General features: G+C 71.3%; 18 protein-coding genes. 7 read left to right on the top strand and 11 right to left on the bottom strand.

The window, feature by feature from the left end:
* Window positions 1-4 precede the first annotated feature (4 nt).
* The 6 genes from FBF36_RS01470 to FBF36_RS01445 all read right to left on the bottom strand — a co-directional run bounded on the left by FBF36_RS01470 (window position 5) and on the right by FBF36_RS01445 (window position 12,068).
* The gene (locus FBF36_RS01470; protein ID WP_009397290.1) at window positions 5-988 is read right to left on the bottom strand and encodes a phosphatase PAP2 family protein; all 984 of its coding nucleotides are present in this window, start codon (window positions 986-988) and stop codon (window positions 5-7) included.
* A 102-nt stretch (window positions 989-1,090) separates the two neighbouring features.
* Window positions 1,091-2,224, bottom strand: a complete 1,134-nt coding sequence (locus FBF36_RS01465; RefSeq protein WP_225792424.1) for a class C sortase — start codon at window positions 2,222-2,224, stop codon at window positions 1,091-1,093.
* Window positions 2,225-2,426: 202 nt separating this feature from the next.
* Window positions 2,427-4,028, bottom strand: coding sequence for a SpaH/EbpB family LPXTG-anchored major pilin (locus tag FBF36_RS01460; protein WP_009397288.1), 1,602 nt, complete (start codon window positions 4,026-4,028; stop codon window positions 2,427-2,429).
* A gap of 89 nt (window positions 4,029-4,117) precedes the next feature.
* Window positions 4,118-8,227 carry a SpaA isopeptide-forming pilin-related protein gene (locus tag FBF36_RS01455; RefSeq protein ID WP_225792423.1) on the bottom strand — a complete coding sequence of 1,370 codons (4,110 nt, stop codon included), beginning with the start codon at window positions 8,225-8,227 and terminating at the stop codon, window positions 4,118-4,120.
* Between the two features lie 453 nt (window positions 8,228-8,680).
* Complete coding sequence (locus FBF36_RS01450) at window positions 8,681-10,339, bottom strand: transferase (RefSeq protein WP_138137057.1); 1,659 nt, start codon at window positions 10,337-10,339, stop codon at window positions 8,681-8,683.
* A gap of 676 nt (window positions 10,340-11,015) precedes the next feature.
* Window positions 11,016-12,068 carry an MsnO8 family LLM class oxidoreductase gene (locus tag FBF36_RS01445; protein ID WP_009394356.1) on the bottom strand — a complete coding sequence of 351 codons (1,053 nt, stop codon included), beginning with the start codon at window positions 12,066-12,068 and terminating at the stop codon, window positions 11,016-11,018.
* 311 nt (window positions 12,069-12,379) lie between these two features.
* Here FBF36_RS01445 and FBF36_RS01440 point away from each other — a divergent pair, with 311 nt between their 5' ends.
* Both FBF36_RS01440 and FBF36_RS01435 read left to right on the top strand, forming a co-directional pair.
* A complete protein-coding gene (locus tag FBF36_RS01440) occupies window positions 12,380-12,958 on the top strand; it encodes a peroxiredoxin (RefSeq protein WP_009394355.1) in 579 nt (192 codons plus the stop codon).
* A 59-nt stretch (window positions 12,959-13,017) separates the two neighbouring features.
* The gene (locus FBF36_RS01435) at window positions 13,018-13,548 is read left to right on the top strand and encodes a carboxymuconolactone decarboxylase family protein (protein WP_003787906.1); all 531 of its coding nucleotides are present in this window, start codon (window positions 13,018-13,020) and stop codon (window positions 13,546-13,548) included.
* 100 nt (window positions 13,549-13,648) lie between these two features.
* Here the strand turns inward: FBF36_RS01435 and FBF36_RS01430 are convergent, their stop codons facing one another.
* From FBF36_RS01430 to FBF36_RS13650, 4 genes are all read right to left on the bottom strand, one after another.
* A complete protein-coding gene (locus FBF36_RS01430; protein ID WP_009394354.1) occupies window positions 13,649-14,161 on the bottom strand; it encodes a PH domain-containing protein in 513 nt (170 codons plus the stop codon).
* Between the two features lie 144 nt (window positions 14,162-14,305).
* Window positions 14,306-15,577, bottom strand: coding sequence for a type II secretion system F family protein (locus tag FBF36_RS13370; RefSeq protein ID WP_225792491.1), 1,272 nt, complete (start codon window positions 15,575-15,577; stop codon window positions 14,306-14,308).
* 26 nt (window positions 15,578-15,603) lie between these two features.
* On the bottom strand, window positions 15,604-16,863 hold the full coding sequence (locus tag FBF36_RS01420) for a TadA family conjugal transfer-associated ATPase (protein ID WP_138137055.1): 1,260 nt from the start codon (window positions 16,861-16,863) through the stop codon (window positions 15,604-15,606).
* The gene (locus FBF36_RS13650; protein WP_263970027.1) at window positions 16,851-18,074 is read right to left on the bottom strand and encodes a cellulose synthase operon protein YhjQ/BcsQ; all 1,224 of its coding nucleotides are present in this window, start codon (window positions 18,072-18,074) and stop codon (window positions 16,851-16,853) included. The genes FBF36_RS01420 and FBF36_RS13650 overlap by 13 nt, the downstream gene beginning before the upstream one ends.
* A gap of 426 nt (window positions 18,075-18,500) precedes the next feature.
* On the opposite strand from FBF36_RS13650, the gene FBF36_RS01410 reads away from it, so the two are divergent.
* Window positions 18,501-19,430 (top strand): HAD family hydrolase, encoded by a 930-nt coding sequence (locus tag FBF36_RS01410; RefSeq protein ID WP_075375887.1) that lies wholly within the window; start codon window positions 18,501-18,503, stop codon window positions 19,428-19,430.
* 37 nt (window positions 19,431-19,467) lie between these two features.
* On the opposite strand, the gene FBF36_RS01405 is transcribed toward FBF36_RS01410, so the two are convergent.
* On the bottom strand, window positions 19,468-20,316 hold the full coding sequence (locus FBF36_RS01405; protein ID WP_318655710.1) for a Fic family protein: 849 nt from the start codon (window positions 20,314-20,316) through the stop codon (window positions 19,468-19,470).
* 313 nt (window positions 20,317-20,629) lie between these two features.
* Here FBF36_RS01405 and FBF36_RS01400 point away from each other — a divergent pair, with 313 nt between their 5' ends.
* From FBF36_RS01400 to FBF36_RS01385, 4 genes are all read left to right on the top strand, one after another.
* The gene (locus tag FBF36_RS01400) at window positions 20,630-21,568 is read left to right on the top strand and encodes a hypothetical protein (RefSeq protein WP_225792422.1); all 939 of its coding nucleotides are present in this window, start codon (window positions 20,630-20,632) and stop codon (window positions 21,566-21,568) included.
* Window positions 21,569-21,661: 93 nt separating this feature from the next.
* Window positions 21,662-24,532 (top strand): hypothetical protein, encoded by a 2,871-nt coding sequence (locus FBF36_RS13355; RefSeq protein WP_225792421.1) that lies wholly within the window; start codon window positions 21,662-21,664, stop codon window positions 24,530-24,532.
* Window positions 24,533-24,584: 52 nt separating this feature from the next.
* Window positions 24,585-25,307, top strand: a complete 723-nt coding sequence (locus tag FBF36_RS01390) for an AzlC family ABC transporter permease (RefSeq protein ID WP_138137763.1) — start codon at window positions 24,585-24,587, stop codon at window positions 25,305-25,307.
* Window positions 25,307-25,630, top strand: coding sequence for a branched-chain amino acid transporter permease (locus tag FBF36_RS01385; RefSeq protein WP_009394663.1), 324 nt, complete (start codon window positions 25,307-25,309; stop codon window positions 25,628-25,630). Before FBF36_RS01390 ends, FBF36_RS01385 begins: the two co-directional genes overlap by 1 nt.
* Window positions 25,631-25,837 lie beyond the last annotated feature (207 nt).

Genomic DNA, 25,837 nt, shown 5'->3' with positions numbered 1-25,837 from the left:
CGCGTCAGTCGCGGTGGCGGGGGGCGTGCTTGCGGCGGGTGCGGCCCCAGTCGGTGAGCGAGACGAGCGCGGACAGGAACAGGCAGGTGACGCCGACGACGGCCACCGACCCGGTGGCGTAGGCGCTGAAGAGCTGCCAGCGCGAGTCCGGGCCGTCCAGGTGCCGCCACACCCAGACCCCCAGGCCGAGCGCCCCCAGGGTGCACACGATGCCGGTAACGGCCAGCAGAATGTTGCCGACGAGCTGGTGCCACAGGCGCGGTCCTGCGGCCGTCACCGGGATCGTTCCCACGGTGGTCAGCTCGGGCACCTCACCGGAGCCCTCCTCCCCGGTTCCCTCACGCAGGGACCAGGAGGCGCGCCAGGCCCCGCCGGCCACGGCGAGGGCGCCCCAGGCCACGGGCACGAGGATCCCGGCCAGGACGTCGGAGGGGCGGTGCCACTGGCACACGAGGGTGGAGTAGCCCATGGCGATGGTGAACAGCGCCCCGGCCCAGGCCGACAGCGGCCGCCAGCGCCGCCCCGACAGCAGGATGAGGGCCACCGCGGCGGAGGCCGCCATGGTCGTGTGCCCCGAGGGCAGGGTGTTGGCGTTGTCCCAGCGCTCAGTGATGTTGAAGTCCGGCCGCCACAGGAACTGGTACTTGAGGACCTGAGTGGTCAGGTTGGCCCCGGCCACGGCTACGACGGCCCACACGGCGCGCCGGTGGCTGCGCCGCAGCAGACCGATGACGAGGATCGTCACCACGAGGACGACGGCCGCGGGCATGGACACCACGGACAGCAGGGTGCGGGCGTGGGCGCTCACGTAGTGCGAGCCGATCTCCGAGCCCTCCAGGGCCATGGCGTCGAGGACCTGGCCGGTGTGGGTGAACACGAACAGCCCCCACAGACCGAGCGTCGCCGCCAGGCAGGACAGGGCCAGCAGGCCTCCACGCAGGCGCAGCTGTCCCAGGGAGCGGGAGGTCTGCGACTGAAAGGAGGCCACCGGCCGATCGTAAGTTCTTGCTCGCACCAACCAATAGGAAGTCAGCAGCGATTCCTGTGCGGGACTGCTCACGACTCGCGCGCCTGCACGTCACTGAACGGGTCATCCTCCTGTTCGCCGGCGGCGCTGTTGATCGGCCTGTAGGGGGACTCCGTCCCCGGGGTCCGGCGGCTCAACCGTCCGAGCCGTGGAGGCCGAGTCCTTGGCGGTCCGACCTCCGGCGCCCCGGGGGCTCCGGCGACGACGCATCCACCACAGGCGCACGAGGATGCCGGTGACGATCGTCATGATGATGACGACGACGGCGATGATGGCCTTCATCCAGGTCTGCATGGAGGCAGGCAGGGCCTTGGCCTCCTCGGCCGCGGCGGCCGTGGGATCCATGGGGACGCGCTCACCGGTGACCAGGAGACGGTGGGAGTTGACGCCGTAGGGCGTGCAGGTGATGAGGGTGACCAGGTCGCGTCCGGGGACCTTGCGCAGGGAGTCGGTCTCGTCGGGCTTGACGACCGTGATGTCGGTGATCTCGTACTTGAGGGTCTGCCCCAGGGAGGAGATGTAGAAGGCGTCACCCTTCTTGACCTGGCTGAGGTTGTCGAACATGGTCGCGGTGGGCAGCCCGGTGTGACCGGTGAGGACTGCATGGGTGGAGGGGCCGCCGATCGGCAGGCTCGTGCCGAACAGGTGCCCGACTCCCTCCGCCAGGGTGCGGCTGTCAGTGCCGTGGTAGACGGGCAGGCTCACGTGGACGGAGGGGATGACGATCCGGGCCATGACCGGGTCGATGTCCATCTCATGGAGGTAGGCCTGGTACTGGGGGGTGTCAGGACGCTGCAGCTCGAGCCAGGGGTCGAGGATCGGCGCGCTCTCCAGGTTGTTGTTGTAGGTCTCGGCGGAGGCGCGCTCCGCGGCGATGGCCTCCGGCCCGGCCGCGTTCACGGAGGCGGTGTACATCGTGGCCAGGCGCTGCTGCTCATCGTTGTTGTGCTGAGTCGCCATGACCGGGTACAGGAGAACGGCGACGCCGAGCAGGACCAGGGCCAGTGGGAGCCAGGTCAGAAAGCGCTCGCGCAGGACCTTGCGGCGGGGTGCCTTGCGCGGGCCGGCCCTAGGGGGGACCGGCTCGCCCGGGCCGGGCTGCGGGGTCGCGTCGTCGGGCCCCTTCTCGACCCGACTCGTGCAGGGCCGGGTGATCTGGGGGATGCGGTCATGAAGTGTTGGGAGTGGCGCTGTCACGGAGAGCCGTGCCTTCCTTCGTGGGGTTGTCTGCGGAGCTCGCTGCGAGGGACGGATGGGGATCGGTAGGGGGTCAACGACGGGGAGGGAGGATCCCTGCAACACCCCGTGGGGGAGACGGGTTCTCCCGCCTCCCCCACAGTGAGCAGTCAGCAGGATGACGGCCGTATGGGGCTCGTGGCCTCATGGCTGTCAGGAGCGGTCAGTGCCTGGCGGTGTGACGGCGCTTGTTGGCGTAGGCGGAGACCGCACCACCGATCACCAGCAGGGCGCCCGCGACGGTCAGGAAGATGACGCCGTTGGCCCCGGTGAGCGGCAGGCGGAAGCCGGCGTTCTTCGGCACGTCGGTGACGGTCATCTCGGTCGGGGCCTTGGCCGTGGCCTTCTCAGCCATGACGCGGAAGGGGATCGGGTCGGCCTGGAGGGTGTACCCCTCGGGCGCCTTGGTCTCAAGGAGGCAGTAGTGGTCCTCGTCGGTCAGCTGGTCCTGGGACTTCGCCACACCGTTGACGTAGTCGTTGGCGCGCAGGTAGCTGATCTCCACGACGCCCTGGCCGGAGGTGGTGAAGGTCTTCTGCCCACCGATGGTCAGCGGGTCGACGGTCGAGGTGCTGGGGTCGGCGTCACGCAACGTGGCACCGCTCGCGGTCTTGGTGCACTCGTAGACCTGGAACTGGGCGCCGTTGTACTTGGTCTTGTCGGCCAGATCGTCCGTACCGGTCTTGGTGACGACCACCTTGCCGTACTTGGAGAGCGCGGGGGTGGTGGGGATACCGGGGACCTTCGTGCCGGGGCGGCTCGGGTCCCAGGTGAAGTTGGGGCTGTCGTTGGGGATGAGGCCCGCGGTGTTGGACAGGTCTCCCTCCAGGTTGACGTTGGCGTCGAACGTGGCGGTCAGGGTCACCTGGACCTTGGTCTCGCCGTTGCCGTTGTAGCGAGCCTCGGCGGCCTTGCGGCGGCCCTCCTCGGTGAGCTGGATGGTCGCCCAGTTGTGGTCGGTGCCATCAGCGGTGATGACGGTGTAGTCGGTGGCGTTCTCCAGAGTCACCTCTTTCTGGCCGACGATCTTGACGACCGGGGCCAGGGCGTCCTTCTTGATGCGCTTGTCGAGCTGGTCAACGACCTCGTAGCGGTTGATGCGCGCCCCGCCCGGGTAGTCCACCTTCGGGATGGAGGTGGTGATGGTGTAGGTGAGGTCGTGGCCGGAGCCGGGGGCCGGCTTGTCCGTCACCCGCTTGTCCACACCGGAGAGGGTGTTCTTGGGGTAGACGTGGACGTTGTAGTTCCACGCGGTGGCGTCCTGCGGGTTGGTCATCGGCAGGGTGACGACGAAGTCCTCGGCCGGAATGACCTTGTCCGGGGTTCTGGTCTCGCTGACGAGGTAGGCGCCGACATCGGTCTGAGCGTCGGTGAAGGCGGCAAGACCGTCACCACCGGTGGTGATCTTCTGGACGGTGCCGGTCTTGAGGGCACCGGCCTTGAGCACGTCGCCCTTGGCGTCGGCGAGCTGCTTCCAGCCCTTGTAGGTCGTCAGGTCGACGTTCAGCTTGGTGATGGTGAACTCGACGCCGGAGACGGGCTTGCACTCGGCCTGGGGCTCCTCGTTACCGGTCCCCTCCTTGACGCCGTTGGTGTCGGTCTGCTCGCACTTGTGGACGGTCAGTGTCGTGGCCGCGCCGGGGTCGATGGTGGATCCGTTCGGGTCAGCGGGTGCCGCCGCGCCGGTCGGGGCGACGAGCACGCCGGCGGCGAGCGTCATCGCAGCGGCGATGCCGAGGCCTTGGCGCGTGGTGAGGGAGTGCATTTCTGTTCTCTCCTGTGTTGTTGGGATGAGTGAGGGATAGGTGGGGTGACCCGCGCGCGACGGAGCGGAGTCGTGGGTTCTTCTCGCGATCAGGCCGGGCGCCCGAACGAGGAGGTCTTTCGTTGACGCAGCGCCAGCAGGCCGGCGCCGGTGATGGCCGCGATGCCGACGGCGATGTTCATTCCGATGCCGCGTCCGCCAGACAGCGGCAGGGTGCCGACCTGGAGGTCTCGGACGGTGATGGTGTCGTCGGACCTGCTGGCCCCGCTGCGCGAGACCGTCAGGGCCGAGCCGCCCGGGGGCGCGGTGATGAGCTCGATGCCCGTGTCGGTCACCTTGAATCGGGCCGGCTTGGCCATGAGCTGGTGCCCGGCGGGAGCCCTGGTCTCCACCAGCCAGTACTCGCGGTTGATGGCCAGGCTCGTGGTGGTGAAGGTTCCGGTGCCCTTGCCGCCGGTGAAGGTCACGCCGTTGGTCAGGGGCTTGGCTCCCGGGGTGGAGGGGTCCATCGGGTAGATGTCGAAGGCCGCGTCGTCCAGGGGGCCCTGGCTGCCGGTCTTGACGATCGACAGGATGCGCTTGCCGGCATGGGGCGAGACGCCGGCGCAGGCCACGTCGTGGTCGGGCCGGGTGTCGGAGTCCTTGCCCGCCTCAGGGACGACCTTGTTGTACAGGCCGTGGCCGGGGACGAGACGCGCCTTCTGCGTGGTGCACGACAGCAGGTCATCGCGGTATCCGGCGGCCGACGGGTCGATCTTCACCGTGAAGGTGACGGTGTAGCGGATCGTCAGGCCCGAGTAGAGGTTCTCGTTGTCGGACAGGCGGTAGGAGCCGTCGGGCTGGGCGGTGACCGTCCTGGCCGCACTCGTCTCGCGCTGCACCTTGACCAGGGTCGGGGTGAGTCCGGGGGCGAAGGAGGGCTTGTCGTCGATCGGCCCGGTGGACACGGTCAGCGCTCCCTCGTTGACCACGCTCACGGTGTAGACGACGTCGAAGGTCGAGCCGTTGCCCGGCTGGGTCGTGACCTCCTTGGAGAACATCAGCCTGCCGGAGGTCGACAGGCAGCCGAGGTTGTTCCCCTCGCCGTCGGCGTCTCCTTCCATGGCGATGGTGTTGACCAGGCCGGAGGGCTTGCCGTCGGCGCGCTGGTGACCGCACTGGAAGTCGGCCTCGTTGTAGCCCGGGGTGCTCTCGCGCACAGTGAAGGTCATCCGTATCGTGAAGGTTCGCCTGCCGCCACTGCCCCCGGTCCGGGGAGCGGCGGCGAGGGTCTCGCCGGTGCCCGCCTTGATGAGGGTGATCGAACCGTTGAGGGTTCCGGTGGCGGGGTTGATGGCGGGCAGGGTGACGTCCCGGGCATCAGTGCCCTTCTCCAGGACCTTGATCCCGCTCAGACGCGTGCCGGTGGGCATCTGCGGGGTGTCGGTGAGGTCGGCGACCACCGGGCTGGCGGCCAGGGAGGTGTTGGCGACCGTCACCGTGTAGCTGGAGGTGAAGGTGCCGTCGCTGTTACGGACCACGTCGAGCGGGGTCTTGGAGGCCTTGAACCGGGGGTTGATGGGCAGGGTCCCGCAGGCTGCGGCCTCCTTGGGCTGCCCGTCGCCCTTCGTGGTCACCGAGGCCTTGTTGTAGACGGCCTTGCCCTGACCGACGGCGCCGGGGGTGCAGGTTCCCCGGACACCGGGCAGGCCGGCGTCGGGACCGGAGAGGTTGAGCACCACCGTGTAGATGTGCTTCTGGCCCGCGGGCAGGGTGATGCCGGTCCTGGTGTAGGGGACCCCGACCTGAGGCGTCTCCGTACCGGTGATGGCGCCGCCGGAGATGCTGACCTTGTGGACGGTGACCCCGTGGGGGACCTGCCAGGCGTCGTTGAGGTCGTAGGTGAGGCCCGCCCTGGCGGAGGGGTTGGTCACCGTGATGGTGTAGGTCTGGTCGAAGGTGGTACGACCGTTGACCTTCTCGGTGCTCTTGGCGACCTTGGCGAAGGTCTTGGCGATACCGGCGTGCGGGACGATGGAGTTGACGACCTTGATCCGGACGGCACCCTGCGTGGAGTCGGGCACGGTGAAGGTGACGCCGCCCGCGTTGCCTCTCGTCGGGGCCACGGGGGTGGAGGCGACCTCCTGCTCCTGGTTGCCCGGGTTGGTGACGACCTTGAAGGCGGCCGGATCCTTCCAGCTGAGGCTTCCACCGGTGGCGGAGCCCGGCTGTTTGAGTCCCCCGGCGTCACGAGCATCCTCGGTGACGGTGCAGGTGGCGCCCACGCGCTGGTCGGGCAGGTTCACAGCACTGCCCTTGGCGTCCACCGTGATCCTGCCGGTGGAGGTGGCCTTGCCGTCGGGACCCGGGGTGCAGGTGTAGCTCAGTGCATAGGAGCCGGCCGTGGCGGCGTCGGAGGCGCCGTCGACGGTCTTGACCGCGCTGACGGGAGTCTGCAGGGGCTTCTGGTGCACGGCGCAGGTGACGTTCCTGCCCTCGCCCAGCACGAAGGTGCTGTCGCTGCTGACGGGCACGTCGCTGCCGTCGTCGTCGGTGCAGGCCCAGGGGCCGTTCTGCGAGTACCCCTCGGGGCCCTTGCCTGCGGAGAGGACGTAGGTGCCGCCGGCGGTGGGGACCCTGCTGACGGCGGGTGCACCGCTGGCACCGGTGATGGTCTTCTGCCCGAAGAGCCCCTCGGTGGCGGGTTTGGCGGTCATGGTCCACTGCTCGGGCCTGGCGTGACCGCCGTCGACGACGGTCACGAGGGTCACACGACCCTGACCGATGACGTACTCGTTGTGCCAGACGCACTTGACGGCGACCTCGTCCTGGCGCTCGGCGAGCTGGGTCCCATCGAGGCGGATCGTGCGCTTGTCGAGATTCACCGAGTCGGACTGGTCCAGGCGGGTGGTTCCGTCACGGCGCAGCAGCGGGGCACCGTTCGCACCCACCGTGCAGCTGACGTTGCGCAGGAACCACCCGGATGCCCGGGCTTCTCCGGTCCGACGGTCGACGACGGCCTGTGGGACGGCCTCCGCCTCCTGAACCGTGGCGGCATCGTTGGGGGCCAGCAGGGTGTAGGTCCGCGGGTCCACGGCCTCGCCGCTCCAGGTGGGAGTGAGGCCGGAGGGGGTGCCCCAGCTCTCGTGGCCGTAGGTGCCCTCGGGTGAGGCGTTGAGGTAGCTGAACTGAGGGATCGTCAATGCCCCGTGGACGGAGGGGTCTGCCTTGATGTCCTTGGCGAAGGTGACGGGACGCTCTTGCTCCAGGGAGCCGTAGAGGCACCCGTAGGAGATGGACTGCTCGCGGGTGAGGAAGCGCTCCTCAAGGCCTGCGGACTCGGCCTGGGACAGCTGGGCCTGACAGTTGTCGGAGCTCCCGTTATTGACGAATCCCCAGAGCTTCAGCTTGTACCTGATGCCGGTGCTCGGGTCGGTCCAGGCCGTGTCCGAACGGTCGGACTTGATATCGAGGACGTCGTCCGAGCAGCTGCGCCCATTTTTGTCCGTGAAGTTCTGGGTCATATATCCGTCGAATCGCACCAGACGGTTATTCTGATACATATACACGTAGTTACGTCCATAACGCCCAACATTTCCCCTGGAGTCATAGGCGTAAGAAGTTGGGACCATCTCCTCCTCCCTGCCATAGTCTCCGACGATCAGCCTTCCGTCAGAATCGATCTTTCCGGTGCAGGTGTTAATCGTGTCTTTTTCCACCCAGGGAAAGTTCGCCTCAATCGTTCCGGCCGTCCGAACTGTGAAGCTCCCGTAGTAGGCCGTCTCCGGCCTGGCCGGGTTGGTGACCTCGCTGATATCGGAGTAGATGGGACGGTTGACGTGCCTCATCATTCCGACAAGAAAAACGTGGCCGGCCTTGACGGATGTGGTGTTGGAGGGCTGGAACCCCAGGGAGGACTGAGTGCCCCAGGAGGGGTCCCCCTCGAAGTCCGGGCAGGCCCCACCGAGCTCCTGCCGCCCGTAACCAACGGTGGCATAGGCTCCGCTACTCCCCTCGACGACACTGGTGGAGTAGTCGCCACCGGCCGGCGAGTAGCGGATGCAGGCCCGAGTGGCGGCCCATTGCCACGGGAGCGCCGAGTAGTAGTAGCCGCCCGCCCTGTCGGTGATGACGTCACTGCCCTCGGTGTTGCGCACGTACGCGATCTGCGCCGAGGTCTGCCCCAGGGGGACACTGAGGTCGCTCGTGGCCGCACTCACAGGCGGAGCCGGCCACGGAAAAGCCACCACCATCACCGCAACAATGGCAACAGAGCTGAACGCGGCAAAGAACTTGCACAGAAATCCGTCGAGCCCGCTTCGCGAGCACCTTGATATGCGGGGCATGCCGATGTGATTCCGATCATGAGAGACGCTGGCGCTGAGGCGCACCACAAACTTGGCTGCCACGAAATGTAGAACTCTCACAAGCATCCCGATACCCGAGAGGCCCCTCAGCGAACAACAATCACGCATCATTGCGCGACACGACCACTTTCCCCAGAGATACCGCAGATCATCCCACGTCGCAGTTGCGCATCGTTGATGGCGGGGAGGTCACAATGATTAAGGGCGGGCGGCGAACATAAACCGCCAGTCTCAAAAAAGAGAGGTTACCTACCGCACGCTCGCTGGAAGCAGGCGCCTTTTTGAACTCTTTTCGGCGCGCAATTCTCAGCCGACAGTGAGTAAGCCCGTGGTCACAAGGCGCCGGGTTGCCTCGACCATCTCCGTGCGCAGCGCGGTGACGTCCTCCCCGGTCAGTGCAGCGACCGCGGAGGCGATCTGGTCCACGCTCAGCTCGCCGTCGGCCACCCCGGCCAGCGCGGCCACCGCCGTCGAGGCCCGCAGGGTTCGCCCCAGGCCTCCGCCCTGGCGCAGCAGGATGACCGTGGGCTCGGCGGCACCCGGGATGAGGTGACGCTCCTCGGTGACGTCGGGGGCCAGGAGCGGGTGCAGGTCGGCGACGGCCTCGTCGTCGAGGCCGGCGAGCCGCTCGCGCGCCTCCAGCACCTCAGCGACATGGGGTCCCAGAACCCCCTGACCGGAGGTGGTCACCTCCTCCAGGAGGCGCCAGGGCTCGCGGGGGCACCGGGGGCGGTGGACGATGAGGTAGCCGAAGCCGACGCCCCGGACGTCGCGGACCTCGAAGTCGTCGATCCACGCCTCCAGGGCGGCGTCGAAGGCCTCGGCGTCACGATCTGGGGTCAGGCCGCCGTCGCGCAGCCACATGGCGGCGTACTCGACCGGGTCCTGGACCTCGCGCTCAACGACCCAGGCGTCGAGTCCCTCAGGGAGCCAGGCGGCCACGGCGTCGCGCCACGAGCCGGCGCCACGGTGCTCCCAGTTGCCCAGCATGACGGCGCTCGCCCCGGGCTCGAGGTGCTCGCCGAGCCCAGCCACGAGCCTCGGCAGGACGGGGCCGCCGGCGTCGCGGTACTCCATGAGGGGCAGGCCGGCCTCGCGCACCGCCGGCGGGGTGATGACGAAGGGAGGGTTGGAGACGATGAGGTCGAAGCGACGGCCGGCCACCGGCTCCAGGAGGGAGCCGCGCAGAAGCTCCAGGCGGCCGGCACCGGAGTCGGAGCCCGACTCGGAGCCGGCGACAGACTCGGTACCGGCGCCGAGAGCGCCGGCGACACTCACACCGGCCAGGGCCGCGTTGAAGGCGGTGAAGGCCAGGGCACGCGCGGAGATGTCAGTGGCGACGACGTACTCGGCGTGGCGCAGCAGGTAAAGGGTCTGGATGCCGCAGCCGCAGCCCAGGTCCAGGGCGGCGTGCACGGGGGTGCGCGGGGTCAGACCCGCCAGGGTGAGGCCGGCGCCGCCGACGCCCAGGACGTGGTCGGGTGCCAGGGCCCGGCCGGTGACGAGCTCGCCCAGGTCGGAGGCCACCCACCAGCGCACCTCGCCGGCGTCGTCGATGGCCTCGTGGGGGCGCAGGTCGACGCGGGCACGGACGTATCCGGCCCCATCGGGCTCACCGACCAGACCGATGGCGGCGGCGCCCGCTGCTGCGGTGCGGGGCAGGGCGGCGTCAAGCGCGGTGGCGGGGACCGGCTCGCCAAGCATGAACAGAGCGGTCAGGACGGCCACGGGCGAGGGGGCGGACCCGGCGGCCAGGGCGGCGCGCACGGCTCGCAGGGCGGGAAGGCGGATCTCCCGGCGCAGGGCGGCGTCAGCGGCCTCACCCAGGAGGGCGGCCACCGCCTCCACTCCCCAGCCGGACTCAGCCAGGTCCGCCCGCAGGCTCGTCGCCTGCGCGGGCGTGACCGCCGGAGGTGGGAAGGACGACGACGGTTCGGACGCGGACCGGGCGCTCGCGAGGCTCATGGAACCGACCGTAACGCGGGGTGCCGCTCGCACCGGGCGCCCCGCCGAAAGGAGGACGCGGGGGCGTCCGCCGGCTCACAGGTGTGCTGGCTCCTGGCCTCGACGAGGATCGAATGCCCTGATGCCGGTGCTGGTTCGGCTGCTCACACTCGTTCGGGTGGTGCGGGGCGTGTACCGCACGAGGGTTGGGTGCTACTGGAGGAGGGTGGGATGCACTTCGGGTAGGCAGGACCTTCGTGCAGTACCCACAACCCTTGACCAGTAGATCCCACCCCTCGTGCAGTAGACCGACCCGAGGTGAGACTCTGGGGTGGAACCGGCATCGAGTCACGGCCTCCGGGCCTTCGCACGGGAGCCAGAAGGGGTCAGACAGGGGGCGGCGGGGGCAGGACCTGTGACGAAGGCACCGGGCTCTGCCACACGCTCGCTCCTGCGCGGCCCAGTGTCCACGGCGCTGACATCAACGGGCCCACCGTCGAAGCGGCCACAGAGGACCCCTGGAATGCTGCGGTTTGTCCTCGGCGTGCGGCGTCGGTGCGGGGGTGATGTCAGCACCATGGACACCAGTGACCCAGCAGCCCTCTCCCCTCGGCCCGCCGTCGGCTCCAGGGCGACCGCCCTGCCCGGGATCCCTCCCGAGCACACCTCGGACGTGCGGAGACAAAAGACCGCCGGCTCACAGGAGCCGGGAGGCGAGCTCGGCGTACTGGCGGGTCTTGACCTCGACGTCGTCGATGTAGCTGATGAGCATGACCTCCTCGGTGCCGTGGTTCTCGGCGAAGGAGGACAGGACCCGGGCGACCTCGTCGTAGGTGCCCACGATGATGGCGGTGTCGCGCTCGAGGTAGCGCTCGACCTCAGCGCGGTAGGCGGCGTCGAGGGTGGCCGGGTCACGGAAGTGCATGGGGCGGCCGGTGCGCAGGCTGAAGCGGGCGTCGGCGGCGACAAGGGCCTGCTCATGGGCCTCCTCGCGGGTGGCGGCGGCACTGACGCACAGGGCGGAGAGGGTCTGGCCCCCGTGGATGGCGCCGGGGCCGGAGCTCACGACGCCGCCGGATGCGCCGTCGACTCGGGTCCCTGGGCCCTCGGGGAGGTGGGCGCGGTAGTGGTTCATGATCTCGACCTGCTGGCGGCCGCTGAAGAACTGGGCGTAGGCGTAGTTGAGGTCGTGGGCGCCGGCCCAGGCGGCCGACTGGCCCGAGGAGCCCAGGAGCCAGACCTCCGGCATCTGGGCCGGGCGGGGGCGGACCTCGATGGAGGCGTAGGGATGCGTGGCCGGCAGGTCGTCGCGCAGGAGAGCGACCGTCTCCTCGATGAGGGTGTTGATGGCGTCGGGGTCAATGACGCGTCCCTGGTTGAGGGCTCCGGCCGCGCGCATGTCCCCGCCGGGGGCGCGGCCCAGGCCCATGTCGACGCGGCCGGGGTGGAGGGTGGCCAGGGTGGCGAAGCGCTCGGCCATCTGGAGCGAGCCGTAGTGCATGGCCATGACGCCGCCCGAGCCCACGCGGATGCGGTCGGTGGCGTCCAGGATGTGCATCATGAGCAGGTCGGGCGCCGACGACAGGAAGGATCCGGTGCTGTGGTGCTCGGCCAGCCAGAAGCGGTGGTAGCCGGACTCCTCCAGGCCGCGCCCCAGGCGGACGAGGTCCTCCAGGGTCTGGCGGGTCTCTCCCCCTTCGAAGAGGGGGACCTGTTCGAGGACGCTGATCCGGCTGAGACGGGGGCTCATGACTTCTCCTGATCTGGTGTGCGGCGGTGGTGGAGCAACACCGCAGGGCGTCGACTCATTCCGTATGGGCGGACCGGCAGGCGGAGGTGTCCACGCAGCGGACATGAACGAGCACCCGGGAGGTGTCACCGCAACACCACCAGATAAGGCATACCTTCTTAAAAATAGGACAAGTTTTAGTTGCACTTATGAGGCCGGCGTCCTACGGTTGGACCGACGGAGCCGCCCCGCACCGGCCCTACCTGGGCCGGCGCAGGCCAGCGCAGACCGCACCAACTCGCACCGCGATTCGCATCATTCAGGAGGCACCCATGGCCGTTCTCACCATCGGAGACCAGTTCCCCGCCTACGAGCTCACCGCCGTCGTTCCCGGCAACCTCAAGGAGGTTGAGGCCAGCAAGCCCGAGGACTACTTCACCACCGTCTCCTCGCAGGTCCCCGCCGGCACCTGGCGCGTCGTCTTCTTCTGGCCCAAGGACTTCACCTTCGTGTGCCCCACCGAGATCGCCGCCTTCGGCGACCTCTACCAGGACTTCAAGGACCGCGACTGCGAGGTCGTGGGCGTCTCGGTGGACAACGAGTACACCCACTACGCCTGGCGCCGCAGCCACGACAAGCTCCAGGACCTGCCCTTCCCCATGGCCAGCGACCTCAACCGCGAGCTCACCGAGGCCCTGGGCATCAAGCGCGCCACCGGTGAGGCCGACCGCGCCACCTTCATCATCGACCCCCACAACGTCATCCAGTCGGTCTCCGTGACCGCCGACTCCGTGGGCCGCAACACCGAGGAGGTCCTGCGCCAGCTCGACGCCCTCCAGTCCGACGAGCTGTGCGCCTGCAACTGGCAGGCCGGCGCCGCCACCATCGACGCCCTCGGCGAGATGAGCTGACGGGCACGAGCCCCGGCCTCCCGGCCTCCACCACCTGAACGACGACGAAACGAGAACACATGAGCATCGACAACCTGCGCTCCGCCCTGCCCGAGTGGGCCAAGGACCTCTCCCTCAACCTGTCCACCCTGTCCCGCTCCTCCTCGCTGACCGAGCAGCAGCAGTGGGGCACCTTCGTGGCCGCGGCCGCCGCGACCCGCAACGAGTCCGTCCTGGTCCAGGTCATGGAGGACGCCCGCACCCACCTGTCCGAGGAGGCCATCAGCGCCGCCCTGGGCGCCGCCTCCATCATGGCGATGAACAACGTCGCCTACCGCACGCGCCACTTCCTGGGCTCGGCCTACGAGAACGAGCGCATGGGCCTGCGCATGAACATCATCGGCACCTCCGGTGGCGTAGAGAAGGTCGACTTCGAGCTGTGGAGCCTGGCCGTGTCCACCATCAACGGCTGTGAGAAGTGCGTGACCGCCCACGAGGCCACGGTGCGCGGCGAGGGCCTGAGCACCGAGCAGGTCTGGGAGGCCGTGCGCATCGCCGCCACCCTGACCGGCGTGGCTCAGGCGGTCGGCGTCGTCGAGACCCTCGACTGACCCGGCCCCGACACGATCACGACGGCGGCCGCCGGCCCCCTCTGGGGAACCGGCGGCCGTCGTCTCTTCATATATCTACATATCTACGCGCCGGAGCCGCTCAGCTGCGGGGGTCGGCGTCGATGGCGCCCTGGGTGTCGTTGAAGATCAGGTTGGAGATCTCGACCTGGACCTTCTCCACCTGGGGAACGTCATGCAGGAGGAGCGGGTCATCGGCGGAGGTCTGCAGGGCCAGCGTGCCGCAGCCGAAGAAGCGGTCAGTGACGTCCTTGTCCAGCTGGATGTCGGAGATCCGGGTCAGGGGCAGGTCGTGGCCGGCACGGCTGATGATGCCGGAGCGGGTGATGATGCGCTTGGTGGTGACGGTGTAGGTGTGCATGTACCACTGCAGCCACGGCACGAGCAGCAGGGGGACGCTCAGGACAAGGACCGCCACCCAGATCGCCAGGATGCCCCAGGGCTGCCAGCTGGCGGGTGCCATGACCGAGGCGACGACGCCGACCGCGAGCAGGAGGATCTCAACGACGAACCGCCACAGGAGGACCTTGATGTGGGTGTGCATGTGCCGCACCACGACCTCGTCGCGGCTCAGGAGCTTCTTCGACAGTGCCATGCCCCCATCGTGCCAGGCCGCCGGGGGTCCGCGCACCCGAAAGGGCAGGAGTCCCCGGCTCTGAGAGCCTCGGACGAGGGCCTCGGGCCAGTGGGCGGCCAGGAGCGTCCCCGGGACAGGCCGCGCTGGCAGGGCGGGCCGCGTTCACCCGGTGAGCATGCTCATGCCGACCGAGGCGACGACCGGCGCGATCCCCAGGATGACGAAGGCCGGCAGGTGACAGGCTCCCAGCGGCAGGACGAGGCGCACCGCCAGGCGCTCGGCGGCCTCCTCATCGCGAGCGTGCCGCCCTGCGCGCAGGCTCGCCGCCGTCGCCGCCAGGAGAGCGGACGGTGAGGCCCCGTCCTCCCAGCCCGGGCGCAGACAGGACTCCAGGCGGGAGCGCTGTGCCCTCCACTGCTCGTCGTCGGGCGCCTGCCAGGCCTCCTCCCACGGGGCGCCCAGCAGCAGGGCCCGCCCCACGACGCCGGCGCCCTCCTCCTCCAGGGCCTCACCCAAGGCGGTCAGCACCCCGGGCACCGAGGCCCCGGCGCTCAGAGCGGCGGCAGCCAGGTCCAGGACCAGGGCCTCGTCGACGGCGTCGCCGTCAGCCGTCGCAGCGCGTATCAGGCGCCTGGTCACCAGGTGCCCCACCGCCATGAGCACGATGCCGAGCGCCCCCACGGCGCTGCCGACACCGCCGTCGAGCAGGAGGGAGGCGGGGTCGGCGCCCACGAGCATCCCCAGTCCCAGGCCGACCACGGGCAGACAGGCCAGGAGCCGCGCGGTGGTGCGGGGACCGGCCAGAGCGGCCCGGCGGGAGGCCTCGGCCTGACCGGACTCGGCGACCCCGCCCGCCACGGTCTGGAGGATGTCGGCCAGGGGCGCCCCCAGGGCGGTCGACAGGCGGCAGGAGGCGATGGCGCCCGGCACCCCTGCGGCGGTGGCCCGCCGCTGCCGGACCCGCCGCCCTCTCGGGGGCGGGTGCCAGTGCAGGCGCCCATCGCTCCATCGGGGCAGCCACGAGTCGTGCTGGAGGTCCGCGAGCGCTCGCAGCACTGGTGGGACGCCGTCGCCGTCGGGCTCGGTGCCCTCGGTGAGGCCGGCGCGTTGACAGGCGCGTGTCCAGGCACGTTGCGGGGTCGCACCGACGCGCAGGAGGCTGGCGACCTCGGTGAGCAGCAGGCCGAGGTCCGGTTCAGGTGATCCGGAGCGTCGGGAGCGCAGCGCGGTGAGAGCCGCCTGCCCGATCGACGGGCGCTCCTCGGCCGCGGGGGCACCCGTGGTCCAGCTGCGGGGCAGACCGCGGCGGGCCGGCAGCAGGACCACGGCGGTGGCCAGGGCGACCAGGACCGCCGCGATCCAGGCGCCCGGAACCGGTCCACCCACCGGGCCGACCAGGTGCCCGGCAGGGGGCAGGAGCGCGACGGGTCCCATCACGCAGGTCATGCTGGTCGTTCCAATCACGTGGGTCTCCTCTCCCCCGGCCCGGGCAGCCCGTCGAGACCAGTGCGCGTCAAGGCCTGCGGGCCGATCCGCTCTCGCAGCGCCGCCGCGGCCGGGCCGGGGCTGAGGCGACCGTCGTCTGCCACGCGGAGGGCCTCCTCGCAGATGAGGACCGCTCCGGCCGGGGTCGTCTCGCGCCGCAGCACGCCCACGGAGGCCACGAAGCGGCGCGCCCCGGCGGTGCCGGCCTGCCGGCGCAGGTGGACGACGGCGTCGAGCGCGCTGGCCGCCTGGGCGGCGACGGCCGCCTCATCGAGTCCCGCGAGCGCCCCCAGGGCGGTCAGGCGGGCGGGGACGTCGGCGGGCGAGTTGGCGTGGAGGGTGGCCCAGCCGCCCTCGTGCCCGGTGTTGAGGGCGGTGAGGACGTCGCGCACCTCGGGCCCGCGGCACTCGCCCAGGACGATCCGGTCGGGCCGTATGCGCAGGGCGGTGCGCACCAGGGAGGTCATGGAGACCGCCCCGACGCCCTGGACGTTGGCGCCGCGCTCCTGGAGGTGGACGACGTGAGGGTGGTGGGGGCGCAGCTCGCTGGCCTCCTCGATGCACACGATGCGCTCGGTTGCCGGGACGAGTGAGAGCAGGGCGGCCAGGAGGGTGGTCTTGCCGGTGCCGGTGGCGCCGGTGACCAGGCAGCTGGCGCGGCCGGTCACGAGGGCGGCCAGGACGTCGTCGAGGCCGGGGGCGACGGTGCCGGCGGCGGTGAGCTCGTCCAAGGTGAAGCCGCGGCGGCGCTTGGTGCGCAGGCTGATGAGGGTGCCGTCGGCGCTCAGGGGCGGTAGGACCGCGTTGAGGCGGGTGCCGTCGGGCAGGGTGGCGTCGACGACGGGGCTGGCGTCGTCGAGGCGCTTGTGGGCGGAGGCGGCCATGCGCACGGCCAGGGTCCGCGCCTCGGGCTCCTCCATGGTGGCTTCAGGGACGGGTTCGAGGCCGTGCCCTCGGTCGATCCAGGTGTGCCCACCGCTGACGAGGACGTCGGTGACGCCGTCGGTCTCGATGAGGGGCTGGAGGAGCGGCCCGGCGCCGTCGACGTCGGCGCGCACTCGCTGACCGAGACGAGTCATCCCCACCTGGCCGGTGGCGGGGGCGGCGGCGTCGTTGAGGGCATCCTCCAGGCCCACGCCGCGGGCCAGGGCGCTGCGGACGCGGGCGAGCTCGGGGCCGTCGCCTCCTGTGACGCCACCGGGGACGTCGGGGTGATCGGGACTCATCGGGACCATGACTGACTCCTTGACTGGTTCTTTTGCTGGTTCATTGGCTGATTCATTGGCTGGTTCATTGGCTGATTCGTTGGCCGGTTCGTTGGCTGATTCGTTGGCCGGTTCGTTGACTGGCTCCCCGCCTCCTGATCCCCTTGGCCGGCTACGGCACCAGCCGGGCCGGAGGCGGGCCCGGCACCGCCCCTCGCCGGCCCCGACGCCGCGGCTCCAGGGAGCCGGGACAGCAGTTCCTGGGCCAGGGCGCTGGCGGCGCGCCGGATGGCCGAGCGGGCCCGCACCGGGTCCTCTCCGAGGGCCAGCCGCTTGGCCAGGACCCGGTCGGTGGGGACCTGCCCCAGGACCGGGCAGCCGGTGATGAGCTCGAGGTCCTCGGCGACGACGTCCTCACCCACCTGGCGCACCACGAGCCAGACCGGCGCCCCTGGAGCGGTACCGGTGACTTCAGCACCCCCGGACACCGCGCCCCGCAGTCGCGAGGCGATGCTCTCGGCGGCGATCGCCGAGCGCAGGTCGAGTCCGGTGATGAGCAGGACCCGGGCACCCGGGGGCGGGGGCGCCCCTCGGGGCAGGTCGACCAGGACGACGTCGTGCTCGGCCCGCATCGCCTCCAGGACCGCCTCCGCGCAGGGCCGGGGTCCTCCGCGCACGTCCCCGGTGAGGACCGGCATGGCGTGCCACACGGGCAGGGCCCCGACGAGGTGGCCGGGCCGGAAGGCCGACTCCTCAGCCGGGAGGTCCGCCCAGCGCAGTCCGGTCAGGACGCTCTCCCCGCACAGGAGGTCCAGGCCACCGACGGGGTCGAGGTCCATCATCGCCACCCGCCTGCCCGCGCGGCCCAGCGCCCACGCCAGGTGCAGCAGCAGGACGCTGGCCCCCAGGCCCCCACGGGCGCCGGTGACGGCCAGGACCTGGGCGGCATGCTCTGAGCGCATCACCCCCTCCTCCGCCTGCGCGTCACCCCCTGGCCGCCCAGGCCTGTCGGCGGAGGGCCTCAGGGGAGAGAAGGCGACGTCCTGGCCGTCCCACGCCGCCGTCCGCCCCGTTTCCGGCCCGACCCGGGCTGCCTGCGCTGCCCCGGCGGCGACAGCCTTCTCTCCCTGATCCGGTGTCGCCTCGTCCTCGGGATCCACCACTGCCGGAATGGTCAGCGTCTCCTCCTCCTGCTCCCACTGCCATGTGCCGTCCCCCGCAGGCACACGTGTCGCCCTCACAGGAATCCTCAGCGGCATCGTCTCCCTCTCCTTCACGTATCTCCACCGTCTTCCCGAACCTTCCCCCGAGGGCTCCCGGCCGTCTTCACAGCCGTCGTCACGGTTCCCTGTCCGTCACCCCGCACGGCGGTACTGGGGCGCTGGGGCGGCTCCCCACCAGGGTGCGGGCCCGCCCGCGGCTGCGCCCATCGACGTCGTCGGGCCTGTGGAGACGAGCTGCAGAAACGAGCCTGTGGCCCCGCGCCCGCCGCACCTGGCCGCTGCCAGTCACTGCCGGTCACAGCTGACCAGGGAACCGGCGGCGAAGCCGGAGACCGCGGGAGACCGCGGGAGACCACGGAGGCCACGGAGGCCACGGAGGCCACGGAGGCCACTGAGGGGCTGACTCGCCTGACACCGGGGTCCGGCTCGTGATGAGATGGGGTCATGAGCGCGCAGGACCGCGCAAGCGACCTCTCCCGACTGCCAGCGACCTCACCGGTGACGGCACCGACCGCCCCACCGGTGGCGCCGGGGCGCCCAGCTGTCGGCCCCTCGCCCGCCGGGCACCGCGCGGCGGCCTACTTCGACCTGGACAAGACGATCCTGGCGACGTCGTCGACCTGGGCGCTGGGCACCCCGATGCGGCGCAGCGGCCTCATCTCCTCACGGGCGCTGGCCCACGGGCTCATCGCCCAGCTCCCCTACCTCCTGGTGGGCGCCGGCACCCAGCGGTCCAGCAGTCTCATGGAGCACCTGGCCCTCATGTCCGCCGGCATCAGCCGCCGAGAGCTGGTGGAGGTTGTGGAGGGCGCCCTGACCACGGCTATCGAGCCGGCCGTCTACGCCGAGGCCCTCGACCTCATCGAGGGCCACCGCCGGGCCGGGCACGACGTCGTGGTGGTCTCGGCCTCCATCGCCGAGATGGTCTCCCCCATCGCCCGCCTCGTCGGGGCCGACCGGGCCGTGGCCACCCACATGGAGGTCGGCGAGGACGGCCTGTTCACCGGGCGCATCTCCCGCTCCATGCTGCACGCGGAGAAGGTGGTGGCGCTGCGCGAGGACGCCGCCGCCCACGGCATCGACCTGTCCCGGTGCTGGTCCTACTCCGACTCCATCTCCGATGAGCCGATGCTCAGCGCCGTCGGTCATCCCGTCGCGGTCAACCCCGACCGGGACCTGCGACGCCTGGCGCAGGAGCGGGACTGGCCGGTGCGCGACTTCGCCCGCCCGGTGCGCCTGCGGCCGCGCTGGGAGCCCCCGAGCCTGTCGACCCGGGCCTCGATGATCACCCACGTGGCCGGCGTGCTGGCCGTCGGGGGCACCGCCGCCTGGCTCGTCGCCCGACGCGGCCCGCACGGCGCCCGCGACAGCTGAATCATCCGGCCGGGCTCACGCTGAACTCATGCAGGGCTCACCCGGCCCGCCAGGTGCCGGCCTGCACCGCCAGGCACAGGCGCTGAGCCTCCTGGACCCCCGCGAGCACCGCCTCGGCCTGCCACACCACCCAGGCCACGACCCCGTCCATGGTGCCCGAGGCGTAGGCCCCGGCGGCCTCGGCGTAGGCCGCCGGCACCCGCCCGGGGTAGAGGTCGGTGACGGCCGTGCCGGTCGGCTCGAGCCCGTCACGCACCAGGAGGTGACGCACGAGCAGGCGCCCCACCGCGGCGTTCCCGGCGGTAAAGGGGCGGGCCGCCAGCATCTCGGCGTGCACGACGGCCGCCCGCACCAGCGCCGGCGCCTGCGGCGCCTCGATGAGATCGACCAGCCCCGCCAGCCTCGCCACCAGCTCCTCGCCCTGCGGCGCGACCCCAGGACCGCCCTCGCGGGCACGCACCTGCCGGGCGCGCGGCACTCCGACCTCCCCCAGGCCCACCCGGCCGCCGGCCGCCAGGGGGCCGACGACGTCGCGGTGCAGCGCCGCCAGCAGCGAGCGCGCCGAGGGCGCCACCGGCCGCCCTCGACCCACCAGGTCGGGCATCCAGCCGACCAGGCGGGTCCCGGCGCGCCACAGGCCGGCCACGGCATCCAAGCCCGGGTCACCGGTGGCGGCCTGAGTGAGGGAGCCGGCGGCCACCTGCTCGCGCAGCACCTCGGCGGAGACCACCGCCCCCTCGACGCCGCCCGAGGCGATGGCGCCCCGGATCGCGGCCTCCGCGCGGGCCTCACGCCACCGACGCCGCAGGGCCTCGTTCCAGCGCAGCTCGGCGCAGGCCTCGCGCACCGCCGCCTCGGCGGCGCGCACCCGCTCATCGGCGGCCACGGCTCTCAGCGCCTCCAGCGCAGGATCCTCGGGCGGAGGCGCTCCACCGGGAGACGCCCCGGCTGACGCACGCCCGCCGGCCCCACCGGCATTCGACCTCCCGGTCGACACGCCGGGTCGGCTCACCGCACCACGCGCCGCAGACGTCCTCGGCCCCCCAGCCGCCGACGGACCGATCCCCACAGACATTCGCACCACGCCCCCACTGTGGCACATCGGGGTCACCGGCATCCACAGGCGCCATCAGGCGCCCTACGGCCCCTCTCCTCGACGAACTCCGCACGAGGCGGGTGCACCCCCTAGACTCAATCAGGTGAGTGACTCCCCCTCCCATCACGCCCCGGGCTCCGGCCCGCCGCCCACGCCCCCTGGCGCATCGGGTCGGCCGCCGCGCAGTCGCCGACCCGACTACGCGCTCACCGCCGTCGTCGGAGTCCTCTTCGCCCTGGGTGCCTCCGCCCTCCTGGGCCTGGCCACCGACCCGGCCTCGATGCTGCGCACCGGCCTGCTGCTCGGTGCCCTCCTGCTGCTCTCCTCGGCCGCCGCCGTGCTGTTCGCCAGCCGCTCCTCGCTGGGCGCGCTCGCCACCGGATTGACCGCGCTGACGGCTCAGTCGATGGTCTTCATGGCCCCCATTCACGCGGCCTCCTTGACGGAGCCCTGGCTGCAGCGGCTCGTCGGCACCGGTTTCATGCTCATCCTGGCGGGCCTGTGGCTGGGCGGCTCCTGGGGAATGCGACTGGCCCGCCGCGCCGGCCAGGCCCAGGGGCACGCCGCCTTCCGCCTCACCGAGGCCGACCGGACCGTGGGCTCCACCCCGACGCCGCCGCCCTCACGCCGGCGCGCCCACCTCCTGTCACTGCCCTGGGTCATCGCCGGGCTGGCGCTCGCGGCCTTCCTGCTGCCCCGCGCCTACCTGCGAGCAGTCGCCCCCGGTGTCCAGACCGGGCCGCTGCTGCTCGGAGCCGTCCTCGTCTCCTTCCTGGCCCTGGCCGCGGCCGGCGCCTCGACGTCACGCTCCACCCTCGGTGCGCGCCTCACCGGCCCGGTTCTCGTTCTCGCGGCAGTGCCCGCACTCAGTCACGATATGATCCCTGGCAGCCATCTGGTCTCCAGGCTCCTGCCGTACGGCCCGGACGCCGTCATGCTCGCCGCCATCGGCATCGAGCTCATGGCGATCGGCTGGGGAGCACATGTGGCTCGCCGTCAGGGTCGTGCGAACGCGCTGGCCAGGCTGCGCTCCGGCGTCTGAGGGTCCCATGCCCGAATCCATGTCCTGGGGATGACCGGCCCCTTCCGGCACCCCCATCCCTACTACTACCGTGTGCATGCGTAAGGAGACCTCGTGAGCACCGACAACACAGACCGCACCGCACCGCAGGCACCCGTCACCCCCGACGACGTCGCCCCGTCCTCCCCGACGGCGTCGACACCCGCCGTACGGACACCGGACACGGCCCCCCATCCGGGAGAGGTGGCGGTCAGCCTGGCCGATCCGGCCGATGATGCGGCCATGAACGGAGCTGACGAGGAGGAGACGGCGACAGCGGACGACAAGGCCGACACCTTGAACCTCCGCGAGCAGGCGTCCTTCCCCAGGGCTGCCGGGAGCCAGGCCGCCGAGGCCATCAGGAGCACTGCCGTGAGAGCCGCCAGCGCCGTCACGGGTGCCACCACGAATGCTGCCGCGAGCACCGCCCGGGCGGTCGCCGACACGGCTGACGACGCAGCCGATGACGCGGCTGAGGAGATCGGCGGTCTCTCCGAGGAGCCGACCCCCTCGGCGCACCAGGAGGTTCATGGCGGCGCCCTGCCGGCTGACCGTCCGGCCCGGGCCCCCTCGCGCCCCGTCGCCTCCTCGCCCCGCCCGGTGGTCAGTCAGGCGATACCGACACCGTCTGAGACCTTGACCCCGGCCGAGCCCCCTGCCGACGACGCCGTCGCGGAGACGGCCGTCGGGGCCGCTGCAGCCGATGGCATGCCGCCGTCGATTCCGCCGTCGTCGGAGCCCGGCGAGATGGAGGACGAGCCGGCACAGCCCGCCGCGAAGACCACGACGCCCGCGGGTCCCTCGCCCACCCGGTCCGAGGAGCCTCAGGACTTTGCCGCCACAGCCACAACGGCCGCCGCGGCCCTCGGTGCCTCCACCGTCCCCACCCCGGAGGCGTCATCACCCGCCCCGGTGGACGACGAGGACGAGACGCCGGCCGCAGCAGTCGGCACCGGGCTCAGCAGCCGGCCGGTCGGCGAGCCGGTCAGCCGGCCGACCGCAGCCCCCGCCTCGGTGCCGGCAGCGGCGGCGGGGGCACAGGGGCGCGCCCCCGTGGCCGACACTGCCGAGGACCCCGTGGAGCCGGAGGACCTCATCGCGGTCGAGGACTTCGAGGACTTTGACGACTCGGCCGAGGCCGATGACCTCGACGGCCAGGAGGCGGACGACGACCGCGCTCCCACCACCCCGGCGATTCCCGCCCCCGAGGTCGGTTCCCCTGCTGCGAGGGCCATGCCCGTCTCCGTGTCCACCGGTGCCGCCCGGGTCTCGGACCCGGTCACGGGCACTGCCCCTCAGGCCTCCTCCACCGCATCGGATGCCGCAGTGGGCGTGGACGACTCCGACAACGACATCAACGACATCAACAACATCGACGACGAGCTCGATGAGGAAGCCGTTGACGTCGACGAGGTCAGCAAGGTCAGCAAGGTCAGCGAGCTCGCTGAGGTTGACGAGGCAGACCAGGAGCCCGAGGACGATATCGAGGATGCTGCACAGCCGGCAGCCGTCTCGATGTCTGTCTCCACGGCCCAGGCCTCGCAGTCCTGGACACCTGTTACGCAGGCCTCCGGCTCTCAGATGCCGGCCGGCGCAGCCGACGTTGATGACGCTGATGACAGTGATGACGGCTTCGCGCTCGTTGAGGCCCCCACCGCCTCGGCGGCCTTCGCTGCGCCCTCAAGGCCCTCAACGCCCTCAACGCCCTCAGCACCGTCAGCGGACACAACGACACCGGCCCCGTCAGCGGGCTCACCGGGGCCCGCCTCGTCGATCCGCCCTGAGGCCGCGCCGGTGGCACCGGTGTCAGCGGCCTCGGCACCAGCGGTGAGCTCAGCGACGTCACCGACCGAGCCGGAGGCGACCACGTCGGCGAACGCTGCGGTCGACAACCGCCCCTCGGCCCCGTCCTGGCCGGCGACCCCTGCGGCTCAGCTGGCCCGGACGGGCTCTGCCGCAAGCGCCTCCACGGCACGTTCAGCTGAGTCGACAACCTCCGTCCGCCCAGCCTTCTCCGCCGGCGCCTCGACCTCCGCCCCATCACGGGAGGGTATGGGAGGAGCGTCCCGAGCCGCCTCGACCCCGCACACCGGGCTCTCCGGCTACCGCCCCGAGACACCCACCCGCACGCAGCCCACCGCCCCGGCGGAGACGGCACCGCAGCCCGAGCGGGCGCCGTCGGCCCCGTCAGCCCGGTCAGCCCCCGCCGCCACGAGCACCCGTGACTATCGCCCGACGCCGACGGCCTCACCGTCGGCCCCCTCCCCGCAGCAGACACCCGCCTGGGCCTCAGCGGCTCCCACCGCCCGGGGCCTGTCCGCGAGCGCCGACGCCGGGGAGAGTGACGACCCGGAGGAGCGCGGCCGTTGGCGGGCCCGACAGGCCGCCATGGCCATGACCGGCGCCAGTGAGGACGACGACTCCATCCTCCTCAAGGGCGCCAGCGTGCTGAGCGCCCCGGGCTCGCGCGTCGAGACCCACTGGGCCGGGGTGCTCGTCGCCGTCGTCCTGTTCCCCCTGGCCTGGTTCCTCGTGCACGACGGCGCCGCCACCCTGACCGGCGGCAACCCCTCGGCCTGGCCGTCGGCCGCCTCCCCGATGGGGGCGCTGGAGATCCTGGGCGGGACCGCGGCCTGCGCCGCCGCCCTGTTCATGATCTCGCGATCATCCCTGGGGGCCTTCGTCGTCGGCGCCATCAGCGTGGTCGTCGGCCTGCCCTTCGTCCTCATGCCGGGGGTCACCAAGTCGATCCTCGGGTCCACGGTCGAACGGCTCCAGGCCCACTCCGACCTGGGGAGGGCCCTGTCCACATATGTCATGGACGACGGCCTCTCGGGCCGCTTCATCCTCATGGGTGTGCTGACGATCATGGTCGCCGTCGTCGCCCACCTGGCGCGCCAGGCCGGGCAGCGCAACCGGGACGACGACCACGGTCTGCGTGACTGAGCCCGACGCCGTCCCGCCTCCTGCCGGGACGGGTGCGCTGTCGGTTCGGCGGATGCAGACTCTCGCCGATGCGGCCCGTGACGTGGTGCCGATCATCGTCGGATACGTGACGCTGGGGCTGGCGGCCGGGATGCTGCTGGTCGCCGAGGGCCTGGCCTGGTGGTGGGCGCCGGTGTGGAGCCTGGTCATCTACTCCGGGACCATGCAGATGCTGCTGGTGCCGCTGGCCGGTGGAGGCGAGCCGTTGGCGACCATCGCCCTGTCCGCCGGCTTCGTCTCGGGCCGGCACGTCTTCTACGGCCTGGGATTCCCCCTGGAGCGGGTGCGGGGCGGGGCGCTCACCCGCCTCTACGCCGTCCACGCGATCACCGATGAGGTCTATGCGCTGCTGGCGGCGCGCGACCGGCAGGCCATGAGCGGGCGCTACCTGGTGGGTGTGGAGGCGATCAGCCACGCCTCCTGGGTGGCGGGCACGACCGTCGGTGCGCTGGCCGGAACGGCGCTGGCCTCCGTGGTGGGTGAGCGCATCGAGCTGCTCGGCTTCGTGCTCACGGCCCTGTTCGTGGTCCTGGCCATTGAGAACTGGCGCAACCACCCCGATATCGGGGTGCTGTGCCTGGGGCTGGTGGCCGGCGGTATCGGCCTGGCCATGGGTGGTTCGGCGGCGCTGCTGACCGCGCTGGTGACCCTTGCAGCCGGCCTCGTGGGGTTGTTCGCCTGGCGCACCCGCCGTCCTGGGGCGGCCGGACCGCAGCCGCGGCGGAGGGCCGGTTGATGCTCACCAACCCGCAGATCACGGTCGCCGTCGTGGTCGTCGCCGTCATCACCTTCGTGTGCCGGATCGTGCCCTTCGTACTGCTGCGCGGGCGTCAGGACAGCGCGCTACTGGCCTTCCTGTCCCGGGCGATGCCGCTGGGGGTCATGATCGTCCTGGTGGCCTACACGCTGGGCGGGGTGAGCCTGTCGCCGTCGAGCTGGCTGCCGGCCGTGGGCGGAATCGGGGCGACGGCGGGCCTGCACCTGTGGCGGCGCGCCATCGGGCTGTCACTCATCGGCGGCACCGGCGTGTACGTCACCCTCAGCCTCCTGCTGGGCTGACCCGCCCTCCTTCTATCCGCGGTCAACGCCAGAAGGCCCTTGGGGCCGGGACCTGCCCATCCCTGCCCCCTTCCATCCGCAACCGGTGGCGACATCGAGCCCGACCGTCCTCTCGGCATGGCTCCAGGAGCCGGTTCGCCCCGCTGCATGTCCATTTCGGTGACAAAGAGGACATCCAGGCGCTCGCACCATGACCTGAACCGCGGA

Origin of the sequence: Actinomyces sp. oral taxon 171 str. F0337, assembly GCF_005696555.1 — a bacterium.
GTDB classification, from domain to species: Bacteria; Actinomycetota; Actinomycetes; order Actinomycetales; family Actinomycetaceae; genus Actinomyces; species Actinomyces oris_E.
The sequence above is the reverse complement of the archived record's forward strand: the minus strand, read 5'-3'. Positions and strand labels throughout refer to the sequence as shown.

Bases quoted from the DNA above. Each gene is read 5' to 3' on its own strand.
- FBF36_RS01460 (WP_009397288.1), bottom strand. From the start codon at position 4,028: ATGCACTCCCTCACCACGCGCCAAGGCCTCGGCATCGCCGCTGCGATG.
- FBF36_RS01450 (WP_138137057.1), bottom strand. From the start codon at position 10,339: ATGAGCCTCGCGAGCGCCCGGTCCGCGTCCGAACCGTCGTCGTCCTTC.
- FBF36_RS01445 (WP_009394356.1), bottom strand. From the start codon at position 12,068: ATGAGCCCCCGTCTCAGCCGGATCAGCGTCCTCGAACAGGTCCCCCTC.
- FBF36_RS01440 (WP_009394355.1), top strand. From the start codon at position 12,380: ATGGCCGTTCTCACCATCGGAGACCAGTTCCCCGCCTACGAGCTCACC.
- FBF36_RS01435 (WP_003787906.1), top strand. From the start codon at position 13,018: ATGAGCATCGACAACCTGCGCTCCGCCCTGCCCGAGTGGGCCAAGGAC.
- FBF36_RS01430 (WP_009394354.1), bottom strand. From the start codon at position 14,161: ATGGCACTGTCGAAGAAGCTCCTGAGCCGCGACGAGGTCGTGGTGCGG.
- FBF36_RS13370 (WP_225792491.1), bottom strand. From the start codon at position 15,577: ATGGGACCCGTCGCGCTCCTGCCCCCTGCCGGGCACCTGGTCGGCCCG.
- FBF36_RS01420 (WP_138137055.1), bottom strand. From the start codon at position 16,863: ATGGTCCCGATGAGTCCCGATCACCCCGACGTCCCCGGTGGCGTCACA.
- FBF36_RS01410 (WP_075375887.1), top strand. From the start codon at position 18,501: ATGAGCGCGCAGGACCGCGCAAGCGACCTCTCCCGACTGCCAGCGACC.
- FBF36_RS01390 (WP_138137763.1), top strand. From the start codon at position 24,585: ATGCAGACTCTCGCCGATGCGGCCCGTGACGTGGTGCCGATCATCGTC.
- FBF36_RS01385 (WP_009394663.1), top strand. From the start codon at position 25,307: ATGCTCACCAACCCGCAGATCACGGTCGCCGTCGTGGTCGTCGCCGTC.